We start from the raw sequence: 15,277 nt of genomic DNA on the forward strand, positions 1-15,277 counted from the left end.
CACTGGCGCACCCTGATAGCGAAGACCTGCTTACCGCAGGTTTTTGTTTTGGCTGTGTGCGCGGCTTAGAAGCGGATTTTTAGCGATGTTTCACGTCCAACACATTGAGCTCACGGGCAAGTCCAGGCAAGCGCCGTCCACGTGTGCACATCGCCTAAGCCTTGATGCAGGGCAAACTCAGGATGATGCCTCAGTGGCCCAGTCTGTGGTCACCTGCGCCAGCGTCCGGTTAATTTTCACGATACCGCCCTCAGTCGAAATCACCCAGCTCACCGGGATAAAGTGATGCACGCCAGACGTGTCTTGTTTAAGTTTGATCAGGTCGTCGCTGACCATATGATCAACCACAGCGACATGCTCGGACTGGGCGGTGGTGACGGGCATATCGGGTTTAATTTCACGGGCATCTATCATGTCTGTCTCCTCTCAACGGTGATGGTTCATGCAGTGACCTTAAGCGGAGAGTGTGGCTGGCGAGGGTTCCCCTCACTATCGCGGCAAGACTGAGTTTGCTGTAAGAATTGTGAGCCCCGATAACGCTGGTCAGCGGGCATGGGCCAGGGGACACCACAGCGAAAGTCACAGGTAAAATCGCACGAGCGTCTGACCGGGCAGCGCGATACTTTGCTGATATTCTTACTGACACGTTCTATGTGTCTCAACCGCATGCAGACGGCCTGTGGTCTGTGGCATGTTAATCAAGGAGTGAGTATGGCCATTTTTTATATCAGCGCCTGGCAAGGCGCACCCGATGCCAGTGAGCGCGTCTGGGAAACCAATGTATTGGCGCTGAGTGTAGAAGAAGCCTACCGACTTGGCCGTAGCCGCCTGGCAGCAGAACAGCCTGACTGGGACTTGACGAAACTGACCCTTCTGTCTGAAGGCGATAGCGTCACAAAATCCATAGAGATTTAACCGCCGCAATAGCGGTTGTATTGCGCGTTGCTTTTTAACCTGACCACAACAAAACGTCGGCCCAAAACAAAACACCCGGTTAACACCGGGTGTTTTGCAATAAAACCTTGGTCAGAATTATTTGTTCATGACATACATGGTGACTTCAAAGCCAAAACGCATTTCAGTCGCTGCTGGTTTAGTCCACATAATAAATCTCCTTGAGTGATTAAGAGAGGCAACGGGCATCTCGTTAAGGATCACTATACGCCGCAGGGCAAGAAAGCACTTGCGTAGCTGGCTTAAAAACAGCTCATGATTTTACTGAGAACCACCTGCTGCCAAAAATCAGCGCGGACTGCGACTCAGCGACCACTTCAGCCATCCCCAGCCAAGGAGTCCAGACAGCAGCGAACCGGTCAAAATCGCCATTTTTGAAAGATTGATTGCCTCGTCCATGCCGTCAAAAGCCAGGTTGGTAATAAAAATGGACATGGTAAAACCGATACCACCCAACATGCCAGCGCCCAGAATGTGCGCCCAGCGCAAGGGCGGATGTAACTTGCACAGCCCGAAAACCACTGAAAGCCACACTGCCAGCATAATGCCGACCGGCTTGCCCACAATCAACCCAGCCATAATGCCCAGGCTGTTGCTATGCGTAAACACCGATTGCACACTGTCCGCTGCCAAATGAACACCGGTATTGGCAAAGGCAAAAACCGGCAGAATGAAGAACGCAACGGGCAAGTGCAAGGCATGCTCCAGCCGTTGCGAAAGCGAATCCTCGTCTTCGGCCAGCTGCTGAAAGGGAATGGCAAACGCCAGCGCAATCCCCGCCAACGTCGCATGCACGCCTGATTTCAGGGTCAGCCACCACATAAAGGCCCCGCCGAGCAGGTATGGCAGCATAGACAGCACACGCAAGCGATTGAGCGCAAACAGCAAGGCAAGCACAGTGAGCGCGGCCAGCAAGTGCGGGAGCGAGATTGAGGCGGTATAAAACACGGCGATCATGATGGCTGCGCCAAGATCGTCAATGACGGCAAAAGCCACTAAAAAGACTTTCAAAGGCGCCGGCACACGGTTGCCTAAAATGGAGAGCACACCCAGGGCAAATGCAATATCGGTGGCCATCGGGATACCAACGCCGGACTGGTAAGCCGTGCCATGATTCATCTGCCAAAAGATCAAGGCAGGGGCAATCATGCCGCCCAGGGCGGCAATCGTCGGTAACAGCGCGTTGTTGACGCTGGAAAGTTCGCCTACGTATAACTCGCGCTTGAGCTCCAAGCCAATTAGCAGGAAGAACACGGCCATCAAGCCATCATTCACCCACTCTTCCAGGCTGAGCCCCAAGCCGTGCAGATGCCAGAACGCATGATAGTGGCTGGCAAACACACTATTGGCGATCAGCAGTGCCAGCACGGTAGCCAGCATCAGCAAGACACTGCTGGCCTGCTCCGAGTCTAAAAAGCGTTGAAAGGTTTTGGTGATCAGTAACATAATTCAATAACCCTGATTGGATTTGACCGTCAGCTGCGGCGAGCTATTCGCCAATGGCAAAGCCGATGCCAAACATGTTTTGTGCCTGGTTGTAGTCCAGGAGCGAGACGCCATAGCCACTGGCCAGCATGGCATAAAACTTCACGCTCTCGTTTTTAAACGGCTTGTATTGCAGATCGGTGCGGATATAGCCCTTGTTGTCACTGCGCATGTTGTTACGCAAAGTCACGCTGGCGGCCAGGGTGTGGGGTTCATTGTCCCAGTGCAAGGTCACATCGCCATAGCCCATATACTTGCTGATATCCGGGTTGTCATCGTCTGACTTGTTCTCAGGGATGCGCCACCATGGCCTGACCAGCAGGCTATATTGTTCATTCAATTGCCAACCCCCTTGCAGGTAGAACCGGTTCCAGCTGCGCGATAACGGTTGTGAGCGGCCATTCGACTCATGCACTAGGCCCAGATTGAGCATATTAGGCATGGCGGTCCACAGCCCCCCCTCTGCCGGCTTGTTGAGCCCCAGCGACAAAATCAGCTCGGGCGAATAGTTATGATCGCGCATGGGCCGAGATTGTGCCTCGTTGTAAACCTGCCAGAACGATTGCTGGGTATAAGCGCCCCATAAGCGCGCGCTCTGCACCCACTGATTTTTGGGCAGCCAGTCTGACATATTCATCAGCTGGGTTTTCAGGCTGATCTGAAAATGCAGGTCGTTGTGTCCGAGGTCACGGTTTTGCGTGTTGGGGCGTGACGGCGAAACCGGGACCTCGTTAGGGTTGCTCGAATAGCTGGTGACAATGTAATTGAGCTGGTGCGTTTCAAGGTCGGTAAAATGCAACTCATCCTGGCTATTCAAATGCCATTTGCGTGACAGGTAGCCGGTGTCAGCACTCACGCTTTTGACCAGTGCTTCCTGGCTGGGCGCCAAGATAGGCGCCACCACATGGCTGGGCGCGAATTGCTCGGCCACTTTATCAAAGCACACCAGTCGCCGGCCAGCATCGTCTGCAAACTCGGTTTGGCAAGTACGCAAAGCGGATTGCATGTCGTTCACCAGGGCTGCCTGTGCTTGACCTGCCAGCAGCAGGCCACTCACCAGTAGCGCATTCAACAGCCGCTCATGTCGCCACTGGCTGCGCAGTCTGCGAAAAAATAGCATATGGATTCCCTTCTATTGCGCCCAACTTAAGGGGCTGGATTCATCATGACGAGATGTTGTTGCTCGATGGCCGCCAGCACCTCTGCGCTCAGGTGGACCTGATAAGCCGCCACATTTTCTTGTAACTGTGCCAGGCTGGTCGCGCCGATAATGGTGGTGCCAACAAACCAGCGGTGATAGACAAAACTCAAGGCCAGCTGTACCGGCGTCAGGCCATGGCTACGGGCCAACTCGGCATAGGCTTTGGCCGCCGCCGGCACCGCGGGCTTTTTATAGCGCTTGGCATAGCCCTCAAACAAAGTCACGCGGCCGGGCGTGGCCGGATCATCGACATACTTGGCCGTGAGGTGCCCAAAGGCCAAGGGCGAGTAGGCCGCCAGCGCGACCCCTTCCCGGTAAAGCACTTCGGTCATGCCAAACTCCATACCACGGTTCATGAGGTTATAGCAATTTTGCAGCACGGCAATGCGCGGCAAGCCCTGCTCGCGCGCAATACGCAAAAACTCCATCAACCCCCACGGTTGCTCGTTACTAAGACCGATTGCACGGATTTTGCCTTCTTTGACCAACTCATCCAGCACTTCAAGCTGGGTCTGGATAGGTACCCAGTTGATCGCCTGACCTTCTGCATCCAGTTCCGCATGCGGGTCAAATTGATATTGGCCAAACATGGGCACATTGCGCTCGGGCCAGTGCAGATAGAGGACATCCAGGTAATCGGTTTGCAATCGCTGCAAACTGTCATGCACCGCCTGGCGGATATTGGCACGGTCCATGCCACTCGGGCCACCGCGGATCCAGTGCATGCCGCGGCGGGGTCCAGCCACCTTGCTGGCCAGCACAAACCGGTCGCGAGACTGCTTCTTGATCCAGTGCCCCAGCATGGTTTCGGTACGCGTCACCGTTTCTGCACGGGGCGGCACCGGGTACATTTCTGCCGTATCAATAAAATTAATGCCTTGTGCCAGCGCATAATCCAGCTGGTGTTCTGCATCCTGTTGGGTGTTCTGATCACCATACGTCATGGTGCCCAAGGTGATTCTGGAGACGCGAATACCGCTGTCTCCCAGCGTGATTTGATCCATCAATGTAATACCTGTTTTTCTACCGGGATGTCCATTACGATACTCGAAACGGACTGAGGTTCCTTGGCTGGCGCGGATGGCAGTGTCCAGCCTGCCTCTTTGCTGGCCAACAGCAACATGCGACTGATCGCCAGCACCAGCTCATGGTTCACATTGATGTTCACGTTAATGCCATTGGCGCACACCAGTTGCACATGATTAAGTTGATCGTTGACCGAGACAAAACGTGTTTCCACCGCCAGCAGGGTTTGCTCGGTGACCACACTTTTGGGCGCCTGATAAGCCGTCTCAAAGTCAAGATCATCCAGCGCCTCTACTGCTTCCGCCTCTTGTACAAACTGCTGGGTGGCTTCCGGCAGGCTTTGCTCAGACAAGGGCAACGGACCAGACACCGGCAAATGCGCCTCCTGATTAAATACCTTGAAAATCTGCCTTGCCACGCGGTAGGTAATCCAGACCTGGATTTCCTGTTCGTCACTCACCGCCGCACGCATGAGCAGGCGGTCTTGATGCTGGTCATAAGAAAGATTGATTTGCTGTATGGATTGCGGTTGCATGCGGATTTAACCTATCACGGGACAGGTATTAGCATACCGTGTTGACCCGCAACTGCCTACCTCTAAGCATGCAGAGTTTACCCTTGCGGCATTTAATGACATAAATCTGACAGCTTGTCATCACAAACAAGCCTCTCCAACAACGATAAATTATCGAGATAACATTTACCAAACAAAATAAAAAAGGTTAAGCTTATCAGCAAATCTATTAAGATTAATTAGCGTATGATTACTTTAAGAACCAACTTACCAAGTGTGTGACCAACTTAATGTCTGCTTTGATGGAGTACCGTTCACTTGTTAAACCATAATAAAGAGCTAGAACGTCTGGCGGCAGTTGAAAGCTATCATATCCTTGACACTGCGCCCGAAGCTGATTTTGATCAGTTAGTCGCCCTGGCCTCGACCTTTTTCTCAACACCGATTGCAAGCGTGACAGTGATGGCAGAGGACCGCTTATGGTTCAAATCTGCCAAAGGACTAGATCTCTGCGAAGCCCCGCGTGAAGATGTCTTTTGCCAACTGACGGTGGAACAAAAAACACGGCTGGTGATTGAAGACACACTGCAGGATGCATTGTTCAAGAATAATCCGCTTGTCATTCAGGCGCCGCATATTCGTGCCTATGCCGGAATACCGCTGATTAATGACCAAGGCTATGCCATCGGCACTTTTTGCGTGATGGACCATGTACCTCGCCACTTTAGCGAGGCCGAACTCACTTTGTTGACCATCCTGGCGAACCAGGCGATGAAACTGATGGAGTTGCGCAGAGAGATCGTTCAGCGTACGGAACTGAGCAAGCAGTTACAAGTAATTTATGAACAGCAAGCCAAAAGTCAGGAGCTGTGGAAACAAGCCATGGATGCCGTCGGCGATGGGGTTTGGGATTATGACCTCATCACTGGGCATTACTTTTTTGGCCCCAACTGGCGAAAAATGCTGGGCTACCAAAGTGAGCCGCTGCTCCCGCAACTAGAGACACTGCGTGCGTTGATTCACGAAGAAGATCAGGAACGCTTCACAAACTCTCTCAATGCCTACCTCTATGGCCAACAGCCTGAGTACAAAATCGAATATCGGATTCGCTGCAAAAATGGCGATTACAAATGGGTACTCTCTCGCGGCATGGTGGTGGAACGCACCGCCGAAGACACCCCCAAGCGCATGATAGGCACGCATACCGATATCTCGCAATCGAAATTGCTTGAACAATCCATCTGGCAGCAGGCACATACCGATAACCTGACCGGCCTGCCCAACCGTCGACTGTTTCTGGATCGCTTACAGCAGGCCATTTACAGCAGTCAGCGTGAACAGAAAAAATTTGCGCTGTTTTTTATGGATCTGGATGGCTTCAAAGCAGTGAATGACCTCCATGGCCACCTGGCAGGCGACCAGCTACTGATTGAGATTGCCAGTCGTATCCAGAAAATGTCGCGACAAGCGGATACCTTCGCCCGTTTCGCCGGGGATGAGTTCGCCATTCTAGCGATCAATATCAGCAATAGCGAAGACATGCTGTTGCACGCCCACAAAATCCTGCAAGTGGTGAAAGAACCCATCCCACTCAATGGCTATGCTGCGTCTGTCTCCATCAGTATCGGTATCGCCATCTTCCCCGACCATGGTTGCACAGTCGATACGTTGATTCGTCACGCAGATCAGGCAATGTACGAAGCCAAGGAGTCCGGCAAAAATACCTGCGTTGTGTACCATCCGCACCGTCAATAGCCCCGCTCAGGTGCTTTAAAGATACACTCCGTTACAAAACCAAGCCCGCTCATCGGGAGGGTTTTGCAAGTCCTTCTGTCAGAATTGTTATGTACATAACGTTTTCTGGAGGGCTTATGCAACCGCTAACATCCACACTCAAAAAGATGATTTACCTTAGCCTGGGCGTCTGCTGCGCCCTCGCTAGCCAACTTGCATACGCACATCCGCCTGGCCGCGGCTGGCATGGTGGCGTTGGTCTGTATTTTGGCGCCCCTTACCCGTTTTTTCCTTATGCCTACGCACCCTACGCCTACCCTTACCCGTATGTGTACAGTCCACCGCCCGTGGTGATTACCCAGCCGCAGTCACAGGTATATATCGAGCAGGACAGTAACAATGCCACGAATGCAGCCCCAGGCAACAGCACAGCACCAGCCACCAGCACCAGCAACAATAATGCCTACTGGTATTACTGCGAGGCTGCTAACGGCTATTACCCCTATGTTAAAGAGTGTCCCGCCGGCTGGAAACAAGTCACACCGACGCCGCCAACAAACACACCAGCCAAATAGGAGACTGTCATGCATCTCAATAGGCACATGACCTTGCTACTTATGCTGAGCCTGACTGCCTGCGCGACTAACCCCACAGGCCCCAGCAGCATGGCCCTGCCAGGCACCAGCAAAGACTTCAACGCCTTCAGGGCAGATGACCTGTCTTGCCGGGATTTTGCGCTGACGCAAATTGGCGGCAAGACCGTTAACCAGCAATATAACGCCAGTCTCGCTACCACGACCGCTGTAGGTACTGCCATAGGGGCAGCCATTGGCGCTGCAACTGGTGGCGGCGAAGGCGCAGCGATTGGTGCTGGCATGGGTGCGCTGTCTGGTGGAGCCATCGGCGCCAATACAGCGACCGTCAGTGGCATGAACGCCCAAGACAAATACGACAATGCCTACTATCAATGCATGTATGCAGCTGGACATAAAATCCCGGTGCCTGCCAGCATGGCAAGGACCTATTCACAAGGCAGCCAGCGCGCCTCATCAGCAAGTGTTCCAACCTATTATCCACCGCCCCCACCTCCTCCGGGTTATCAACGTTAGTCCAGCCATCAGGCAGTGGCGTGCTGCCTGATGCGCCTCACTCCCTTGCCAGACCGAGCACGAGAGGGGCAGGCCGAAAGCGCCTTTGTATTAGCACTGAAAACAGTGCTAATACAAGTAGCCAGTATCGCAAACTTAGTCCGGCAATCCTGGTCGTAGAAACATGCGAATCATCAAAAAAATTTTAATCCTCACCCTCGCTCTTTCACTCATGAGTTGTAGCCTGGTCAAGACCGCTTACAACAACGCACCGGCACTCATCGCATGGCGGCTGGATGATTATTTTGATTTTAGTGCAGCGCAAAAAGCCAAACTCAAACCCGCCCTGCGGGACTTGCATGCCTGGCATCGTAAAAATGAGTTACCGCGGTATGTGTCTTTGCTGGATGAAATACATGATGACCTCAGCCATGATGTGAGCGCACAAACGGCCTGCCAGCGCATTGAATCCATCAAATCAAATGTGCAGATGCTACAAACAAAAGTCATCCCTATCATCGTTGACGTCGCCGACACGCTAAGTGATAAACAACTGCAGCATTTCGAGAAAAAGCTGGAAAAACGCAACCAGGAATGGAAAGAGGAATGGTGGCAGGAAACGTTAGAAGAACAGCGAGAAGTGAGGTTAGAGAAATCCACGGATTTTGCTGAAAAAGTCTATGGCGACTTGAACGAAAAACAAATAACCCTTTTAAAACAAGCCATTGCCAAGAGTGACATTGATCCGGCTATCATCTATGCCGAAATTTTGCGGCGCGACGAAGATGCGTTGACTATCCTCAAGGCATTAAGAAATCCCGCCTCGTCAAACGAAGAAAAATCGCAACTGGTCCGCGCAGGGTTTGAACGTATGCAAAACAGCCCGAATCCGGCTTACCAAACTCATATTGATAAAGTCACGCAGCAAACCTGTGAAACCATCGCGAGCCTACATGCCAGTACAACCGCCAAACAACGCCATCATGCGCAGCAATGGGTGGAGGATTACAAGATGCAATTTACCCAGTTGCAGAGCAAATGATTTTGAGTAATTTAAAGCGGATAGACTTAAGATCAATGGTCTTCGGTAGCGTACAAAGTAAAAGTACCGTGTACTTTTTAATCTCGCATCCCCGCTCAGCAGCGAAGTCACCTCGTCATAAAAACCAACCTCCGAGTTTTTAACCGAAGGCAAAGCCCCCTTAAAAACCTCTTCAAATGTTTGTAGCTTGGCTTGGGCATGCGGGCTGATCAATAGCACCATCACCAGCAACATTGTTTTAATTGTGTTTGATATCACTATGCTTCTCCCAAAGCTTATGTTTATTTCATTAAACGGTCACCAGCGCTACCATGATTGATCACCATTGATTCCTCTCAATATTCACTTAAAAAAAGACCCTGTACCCACCGGAGGAAAGTGGCAGGCACAGGGGTTGGAGAGCAGACATACCTGTTAGCGAAAGTGAGGGATAAACTTTCTGAGCATGCCTGACTTCATGAAACCGCGCGTTATTCCAGCTTGAAAGAGACCGGTATTGTTATTTTGAAGCTCTTCTTTTTCAGGCTGTCTTTGACACCGAGTTGCGCAATGGCCTTTTTCACCATGCGCAAGGCTTCTTCATCGAGGGGGACATGTTTACTGCTATCAGCAACCGTCACATTGACCAACTCACCGCGCACAAACTGCGCGACCACAGTGGCCTCGCCTTCGAGGTGACGGCGGATGGCAATGGCCGGATATTGTTTGCTTTTATTCACCAGTGAGCGCAGTTGTTCGCCATAATCCCCCCAAGCATCACTATCACTCGCACTGAGCTCATCAGACTCGGTTGATGCAGCAGCGGTGGTGACAGCGGCAGCGCTGGGCTTGGCATCTTTGGCGGTGTTTTCAGTACTTGAGTTTGTCGCATGTGGCGCACTCTCGGCCGTATTGCTGGGCGCAGGCGGCGCCGGGCTTGGCTCAACCTTGGCGGGCGGCTGTACAGGCTGCTCTTGCACGCGGTAATCTGGGTCATGGCTGCTGGGCGCTGCCAATACCGGCTTGGGCGTCTCTACAGGCGTCACAGGCTTTACCATCGGCTTGGGTTCAGCCTTGGGTGGCTCAGCAGGCTTGGGCGTCTCCACGGGTGGTGACACCTGTTGCACAGCTGGGGCAGGCGCTTTGGTCGAAAAAAACTCAATTTCCATGCGCTCGGGGATGGCAGGCAACTGAATCTGGCTCAATGTTGGATACAGCAACACCACGACCAGATGCAACCCCAGCGAAAGCACAACGGCCCGCCAAAGCAGTGAGTCATGCTGAGCTTGAGGATAAATCAGGGTGGTCATGGCGCGTTACTTTCGTGACTCAGGCGACATCACAAAACTGAACTTGCTGATACCCGCGCGCTGAATCGCGGCCAGCACTTTGGCCACCACGCCATACTGCGCATGCTCATCGGCATAAATCTCCACCGCCGGGTCATGCTTCTGCTTGAGTACGCCCAGCTCTTTGGTCAAGGTGTCTAGCGGCATGTTTTGCTGGTCCAGAAACACCTCCCCGGCATCGGTCACGCTAATGTGTGCGGTTTTAGGCACAGTCACCGCCACCTCGGCACTGGCCTGCGGCAATTTGACCTTCACCGCGTTCATCAGCAATGGCGCCGTCACAATAAACACCGTCAGCAACACCAGCATCACATCGACCAGCGGCGTCACATTGATTTCGCTGACCAAATCTTCGCTCTCACCATCACTAAACATCGCCATGGCATTAACCCTCTACGCCAGATTGTGTCAGCAAGGACTGAAAACGGCTCGCCACTTGCTCCATATCGGCCCTGTGCACTTTTTGCTTGCGCATAAAATAGTTGTAGGCCAACACCGCAGGCACCGCCGTGGCAATGCCAATCGCCGTCGCAATCAGCGCCTCACCAATCGGCCCGGCCACCACATCCAACCCGGCAGAGCCCGTCGCTGTGATCGTCTTGAGCGCATTCATAATGCCCCACACTGTGCCAAACAAGCCGATAAACGGGGCGGTAGAACCAATGCTAGCCAACACCGCCACGCCGCCATCCATGCGTTTTTGCTCCAGATAAGCCTGTTGCTTGAGCGAGAGCAAAATCACCTCCTGGCGCTCGTTGCGGCGCAACACCGAATTCGCCATTACCTCATTCATCGCCCGCATCCCCGCATCACACAACCGCGCAAAGCTGCTGTTACTGTGCGAAATAATGCGCGGCAACTCATAAATGGTTTTCACCTGCTGCCACTCAGACAAAAAACTGTTGGACTCACTGCGCAACTTGAACCACACCCAGCTTTTGACGATGATGATGGACCACACCAGCACCGAGAGCGCACCCAGCAAATACAACACGAGATCAACAATATCAGGCACCAAATCCACAGCTCGCTCCAAAAATAGACTTATCAATAAAAACTGCTCAAATGCAAATTACCGGATCAAGGCCAAGCGCAACCCAAAATTACTATCGCAAAAACCAATCGGGAAAATTCCATACACACAACGGGAATTTTTCACATTTACACCCTCTTACTTGTTTAATCGCTGGCAACGCAAAAAGCCTGACGTCGTTAACATAACTTTACCTAAAGGCCATTAAATCTACTAAATTGAGTGGTTAATCAGGGACGAAATGCCAGTTGAGACTAAACCAAACACCACGAGGCGCACCTGGTGCAACAAAGTTAGTGCTTAACCAATCACTAGAGTTGTGGTTATAGCCATCAGGGCCAATTGCACCCAAAATACTTGGCGAGAATGGATTACGTCCTAAGCGACCCGCACTGAAATATTCCTTATCAAAAATATTGTTGACGATCATCGTCGCGGTCCACTCTTTATTGATTTTGTAACTGGTTTGGAAATTGAATGTGGCATAACCAGCCAGAGTTCCTGAATTGTTTGTTTGTTGCCGAGGAACCTCTACAGAACTGCCCACACCTGTTGCAACGGTCCTGTACATAGTCACTCCTTTTTTATGCTCATTATTCTCATTGCCTCGCGCATAGCTGTCAGAGTGCATAACGGCGGTTAGGCCCACCACCCATTTATCTGTCAAGTCATACGTTAAATTCGCATTCAAGTTGTGCAATGCCGTGCCCGGAATCCGATCACCAGGCTTGACCCTGATGACGCCACGACCAATCGCAGGAACATAAAATGAGCTACTGTTATCATTGCTGATCATTAGAAAATCGTCCTCGAAGGTTGCATCTGTCAAGCTGTAGTTAAGACCAAAACCGAGCCGACCTTCTTTGCCAGATAATCTAGCCTCTATCCCACGACGGCGGGTTTTGCCAATCGTGTCAAAGAAACCTTGCCCATTACCGACAGCAACAAAATAGATGTCATTTTTCAAGTCAGTTTGGTACGCACCCAAGTTCCAACGCATGCTCTCGCCAATGGTGCCACGCATGCCTATGTCGTAAGTAGTGGCTTTAATTTGAGGAAGATAAGGGTCGCCGGATAGTGTTGTGGGCAACGTACATTGACGATTTTCCAAAATACTTTTTGGAATCTCGTAAAAGCCCCCTTGCCCATCAGTTGCAAACTTTCCGGTAGGTGTATGATCCAATGCGCAACCGAGTTCAATCACGCTTGGCGTTCGTGTCCCTTGCGCAACATTAGCGTATAGATTGAGGTTTTCTTTGGCCTGCCAGGTTGCTCCTAAGGAGGGATTCAGTGAGTAATAGCTAAATTTTTCCGTTTCGGCAGAGTCTAGTTGATTGTATAAACTTGGGAGCCTGAAGTTCAGAGGCACATTCGAACAATCGCCATTGGGGCACACAGCAAACTCACTTGGTATGGCAATCACATCTCCTATCTCATAAGCAAACAATCCTCGGCGTGCCGCAATTTTATTTTTAGTATTTGTTTCGTTGTATCGAGCTGAGACGTTGAAGTGCCAGTCATCTACTGGTGTCCAAGTTTCAGAAAAGTAAATACTCTTGGTCGTATTCGTACCTGTGAAATTATTATTTTCGATAGGCACAAACGCGCCGACAAATTGTGGATGTGCTTGTGCTGGATCAAGATAGCCATTTCTCTCCGAATCAAAAAATCCCAAGCGTTGTGAGTTGGTATAGTCAGCACTGGCGGCATCAATCGCTGCGCCCACCATGAACTTGTGATGCTCCAGATTCCAGTTAAATTGAATGGAAGCACCATCTACGATTTGATCAATTTGGTTATCAGTCAGGAGCGCGGTAGGCGTTCCCTGAACATAGCCAGGCTGTCCCAGCCCAGCTCCATCAATATAAACAGGATTACCATTCTGAGTAATCTCATATCCTGATGACGATGGCGGCCTTAATGACAAGCATTGAGACTCGTTAGTAGCTGGTAGCAAAATGACATAGTTTTTAATAACGTCACCGCCGGAAGATGTATAAAAGTAACTTTGATCATCATAGATAACACCTGAACCTTGACTATCAAAGGTTTGAAATAAGGTATCGAAATTTCCTCGAAAAGAAACATCATTTGCATCTGGATCAATTGCACCTGTATTGGGTGGCGGTGGTGGCGCATCTCTGTTATAAAACTGTTGCTCGGTAAAGTTACTGTACAAATTGAAGTTGTACCGATACGTATCTACAAGACCAGGGTTAGTTATAGCGGCATTTAGATTATTTGCATAATTAGGGTTAGTTCGAAAATCTACAGTACCAGGAGTACCGCCAGCACCGGGAAAGTTACTAAGCACATCAGTAAAAAAATCGGACGAATCCAGAGTCTGACCTTGAGTAACGTTAATAGGAATGACAAGGTAATCGGGAAGTCCATACCGATTACTGCTCGTGGTCGTGGTAAATGTACAGGTAAATTCCTCAGCAGGCGTACCATTTGCAGGATCAGCTGGTCTTGGTAGACGCTTAGCTGTTAACTCCTCATCCCAATTTGTCATGACATCAGAACCTTTCTGATGTCGTTTACTATTTCTCCGGTAAACCTGACCTGTAATAGAAAAGCTATCATTGACAAAATAACTGCCACTCAACTGAAATTGTTGCAGCTTGTTCTTAGTCTTGTCCGGAGAAGTAAATACGCCATTTCTATCCCGTTCGTACATTTCGCTTGGAACCAAGCCGTTACCCACTAAATCAGTTTGTACAAGTAGAGTGCTCAAATTGAGATCTAATTTGTCACCACGATAACTGGCCTTGGTGAATAGCTGATTCACCTTACTTGGAGAGTTCGTACGCCATCCGTCTTCAAGGAAGAAATTACCAGCCGCGAACAAACCAACCGTGCCATTATTCCAACCACCTTCAAGCTGTAATTGTTTACGCCCAAAAGAACCAGTAAGCACATCTGCATCCACACCAGCGTTATTAAACCCATCCTTGGTTTTGAGGGCAAAAGCACCTCCCAGAGTATTCAATCCAAAAATAGGGTTGGATCCTGGGAATACGTCAACACTCGCCAAAGCATTCATTGGCATCATGTCCCAGTTAACAACATCACCAAATGGTTCATTCATTCGAATGCCATCCAAGAAAACACTCAATCCCTGCGGCGTGCCAATTTGCGGTCCTGCCGTAAAACCACGATATTGCACATCCATCTGGAACGGGTTACCTTGGTAGTCATTTACCGTCACTGACTGAAGCTTGCGGTTCATGAGGTCGGTGATACTTAGAGAATGCGCCTCTTTAATTTCCTTGGCGGAAAGACTTTGTACGTTGCCGGGAATTTCCTCTTTCGTCAGACCAAGGCCAGGCAAAGGCCCAACTTCGTAAAAGCGTTTAGCGCGAACCTCAATGCCTTCCAGCTTGAGTGCTTTATCTTCTTTTTCTGGTGCGCCGGGGATCGGTTTGGCTTTGGGTGCAGCGCGGCGGAGTTGATAGCGGCCGGATTTGTCTTGCACGACTTCTAGGCCGCTGTCTTTGAGCAAAGCTTCAAAGCCTTCTTGCACGCCGTATTGGCCTTTGAGCGCGGGGCTGCGTTTGCCCTGGGTGAGGATGGGGTCAAAGCCGAGCAGGATGCCGGATTCGGCGGCGTAGTCGGGCAAGGTGTCGCTTAAGTCCCCGGCCGGGATTTGATAGCTCTTTTTAGGCAGGCTCACATTGAGTGTTTCTGCCTGTGCCTGCCAGGCAGAGAGCACCAGGCTCAGGCCAAGCGCGAGCCAATGGGGTGTTGTGTATCCTGATGCGGTTTTATTTTTCATGTGGGTAAGCACTTTCTGCATACGCATAATCTGTGTGATTACTGCTATGCCGAACGAGAAATAAAAACCGGAAGATAAAATTGCGTTTTTTAAA

General features: G+C 50.8%; 15 protein-coding genes. 5 read left to right on the forward strand and 10 right to left on the reverse strand.

What is annotated here, in order from left to right:
- Positions 1–177: 177 nt before the first annotated feature.
- Entirely contained in the window at positions 178–414 is a 237-nt protein-coding gene (locus Q9292_RS08355; RefSeq protein WP_194748505.1) for a DUF2171 domain-containing protein, read from the reverse strand.
- 297 nt (positions 415–711) lie between these two features.
- Between Q9292_RS08355 and Q9292_RS08360 the strand changes: the two genes are divergently transcribed.
- The gene (locus Q9292_RS08360) at positions 712–915 is read left to right on the forward strand and encodes a hypothetical protein (protein WP_313986752.1); all 204 of its coding nucleotides are present in this window, start codon (positions 712–714) and stop codon (positions 913–915) included.
- A gap of 117 nt (positions 916–1,032) precedes the next feature.
- Here Q9292_RS08360 and pqqA read toward each other — a convergent pair whose 3' ends face one another.
- The 5 genes from pqqA to Q9292_RS08385 form a co-directional block, all read right to left on the reverse strand.
- Positions 1,033–1,104: a pyrroloquinoline quinone precursor peptide PqqA gene (pqqA, locus tag Q9292_RS08365; RefSeq protein ID WP_081624291.1), complete on the reverse strand. Its 72-nt coding sequence runs from the start codon at positions 1,102–1,104 to the stop codon at positions 1,033–1,035.
- Positions 1,105–1,242: 138 nt separating this feature from the next.
- A complete protein-coding gene (gene nhaA / locus Q9292_RS08370; protein WP_313986754.1) occupies positions 1,243–2,400 on the reverse strand; it encodes a Na+/H+ antiporter NhaA in 1,158 nt (385 codons plus the stop codon).
- A 43-nt stretch (positions 2,401–2,443) separates the two neighbouring features.
- On the reverse strand, positions 2,444–3,559 hold the full coding sequence (locus Q9292_RS08375; protein WP_313986757.1) for a phospholipase A: 1,116 nt from the start codon (positions 3,557–3,559) through the stop codon (positions 2,444–2,446).
- Positions 3,560–3,585: 26 nt separating this feature from the next.
- Positions 3,586–4,644, reverse strand: a complete 1,059-nt coding sequence (locus tag Q9292_RS08380) for an aldo/keto reductase (protein WP_313986759.1) — start codon at positions 4,642–4,644, stop codon at positions 3,586–3,588.
- Positions 4,644–5,201 (reverse strand): hypothetical protein, encoded by a 558-nt coding sequence (locus Q9292_RS08385; RefSeq protein ID WP_194748510.1) that lies wholly within the window; start codon positions 5,199–5,201, stop codon positions 4,644–4,646. The genes Q9292_RS08380 and Q9292_RS08385 overlap by 1 nt, the downstream gene beginning before the upstream one ends.
- Positions 5,202–5,498: 297 nt before the next feature.
- Here Q9292_RS08385 and Q9292_RS08390 point away from each other — a divergent pair, with 297 nt between their 5' ends.
- The 4 genes from Q9292_RS08390 to Q9292_RS08405 all read left to right on the forward strand — a co-directional run bounded on the left by Q9292_RS08390 (position 5,499) and on the right by Q9292_RS08405 (position 9,044).
- Positions 5,499–6,935, forward strand: coding sequence for a diguanylate cyclase domain-containing protein (locus tag Q9292_RS08390; RefSeq protein ID WP_313986763.1), 1,437 nt, complete (start codon positions 5,499–5,501; stop codon positions 6,933–6,935).
- A 116-nt stretch (positions 6,936–7,051) separates the two neighbouring features.
- Positions 7,052–7,489: a hypothetical protein gene (locus Q9292_RS08395; protein ID WP_313986766.1), complete on the forward strand. Its 438-nt coding sequence runs from the start codon at positions 7,052–7,054 to the stop codon at positions 7,487–7,489.
- 9 nt (positions 7,490–7,498) lie between these two features.
- On the forward strand, positions 7,499–8,023 hold the full coding sequence (locus Q9292_RS08400) for a YMGG-like glycine zipper-containing protein (protein WP_313986772.1): 525 nt from the start codon (positions 7,499–7,501) through the stop codon (positions 8,021–8,023).
- Positions 8,024–8,186: 163 nt separating this feature from the next.
- Positions 8,187–9,044, forward strand: a complete 858-nt coding sequence (locus tag Q9292_RS08405) for a DUF6279 family lipoprotein (protein ID WP_313986776.1) — start codon at positions 8,187–8,189, stop codon at positions 9,042–9,044.
- Between the two features lie 470 nt (positions 9,045–9,514).
- Here the strand turns inward: Q9292_RS08405 and Q9292_RS08410 are convergent, their stop codons facing one another.
- From Q9292_RS08410 to Q9292_RS08425, 4 genes are all read right to left on the reverse strand, one after another.
- Positions 9,515–10,333 carry a TonB family protein gene (locus tag Q9292_RS08410; protein WP_313986779.1) on the reverse strand — a complete coding sequence of 273 codons (819 nt, stop codon included), beginning with the start codon at positions 10,331–10,333 and terminating at the stop codon, positions 9,515–9,517.
- Positions 10,334–10,339: 6 nt separating this feature from the next.
- Positions 10,340–10,753, reverse strand: a complete 414-nt coding sequence (locus Q9292_RS08415) for an ExbD/TolR family protein (RefSeq protein WP_194748521.1) — start codon at positions 10,751–10,753, stop codon at positions 10,340–10,342.
- Between the two features lie 4 nt (positions 10,754–10,757).
- On the reverse strand, positions 10,758–11,396 hold the full coding sequence (locus Q9292_RS08420) for a MotA/TolQ/ExbB proton channel family protein (protein WP_313986782.1): 639 nt from the start codon (positions 11,394–11,396) through the stop codon (positions 10,758–10,760).
- Between the two features lie 235 nt (positions 11,397–11,631).
- Entirely contained in the window at positions 11,632–15,183 is a 3,552-nt protein-coding gene (locus Q9292_RS08425) for a TonB-dependent receptor domain-containing protein (protein ID WP_313986785.1), read from the reverse strand.
- Positions 15,184–15,277 lie beyond the last annotated feature (94 nt).

The sequence above is a fragment of the Methylophilus sp. VKM B-3414 genome, assembly GCF_032248435.1.
Classification (GTDB): domain Bacteria; phylum Pseudomonadota; class Gammaproteobacteria; order Burkholderiales; family Methylophilaceae; genus Methylophilus; species Methylophilus glucosoxydans.

What these genes read in the sequence shown, in the direction of transcription:
- Q9292_RS08355 (WP_194748505.1), bottom strand. Translation starts at nt 414, where the DNA reads ATGATAGATGCCCGTGAAATTAAACCCGATATGCCCGTCACCACCGCC.
- Q9292_RS08360 (WP_313986752.1), top strand. Translation starts at nt 712, where the DNA reads ATGGCCATTTTTTATATCAGCGCCTGGCAAGGCGCACCCGATGCCAGT.
- nhaA (WP_313986754.1), bottom strand. Translation starts at nt 2,400, where the DNA reads ATGTTACTGATCACCAAAACCTTTCAACGCTTTTTAGACTCGGAGCAG.
- Q9292_RS08375 (WP_313986757.1), bottom strand. Translation starts at nt 3,559, where the DNA reads ATGCTATTTTTTCGCAGACTGCGCAGCCAGTGGCGACATGAGCGGCTG.
- Q9292_RS08380 (WP_313986759.1), bottom strand. Translation starts at nt 4,644, where the DNA reads ATGGATCAAATCACGCTGGGAGACAGCGGTATTCGCGTCTCCAGAATC.
- Q9292_RS08385 (WP_194748510.1), bottom strand. Translation starts at nt 5,201, where the DNA reads ATGCAACCGCAATCCATACAGCAAATCAATCTTTCTTATGACCAGCAT.
- Q9292_RS08395 (WP_313986766.1), top strand. Translation starts at nt 7,052, where the DNA reads ATGCAACCGCTAACATCCACACTCAAAAAGATGATTTACCTTAGCCTG.
- Q9292_RS08400 (WP_313986772.1), top strand. Translation starts at nt 7,499, where the DNA reads ATGCATCTCAATAGGCACATGACCTTGCTACTTATGCTGAGCCTGACT.
- Q9292_RS08405 (WP_313986776.1), top strand. Translation starts at nt 8,187, where the DNA reads ATGCGAATCATCAAAAAAATTTTAATCCTCACCCTCGCTCTTTCACTC.
- Q9292_RS08410 (WP_313986779.1), bottom strand. Translation starts at nt 10,333, where the DNA reads ATGACCACCCTGATTTATCCTCAAGCTCAGCATGACTCACTGCTTTGG.
- Q9292_RS08415 (WP_194748521.1), bottom strand. Translation starts at nt 10,753, where the DNA reads ATGGCGATGTTTAGTGATGGTGAGAGCGAAGATTTGGTCAGCGAAATC.
- Q9292_RS08425 (WP_313986785.1), bottom strand. Translation starts at nt 15,183, where the DNA reads ATGAAAAATAAAACCGCATCAGGATACACAACACCCCATTGGCTCGCG.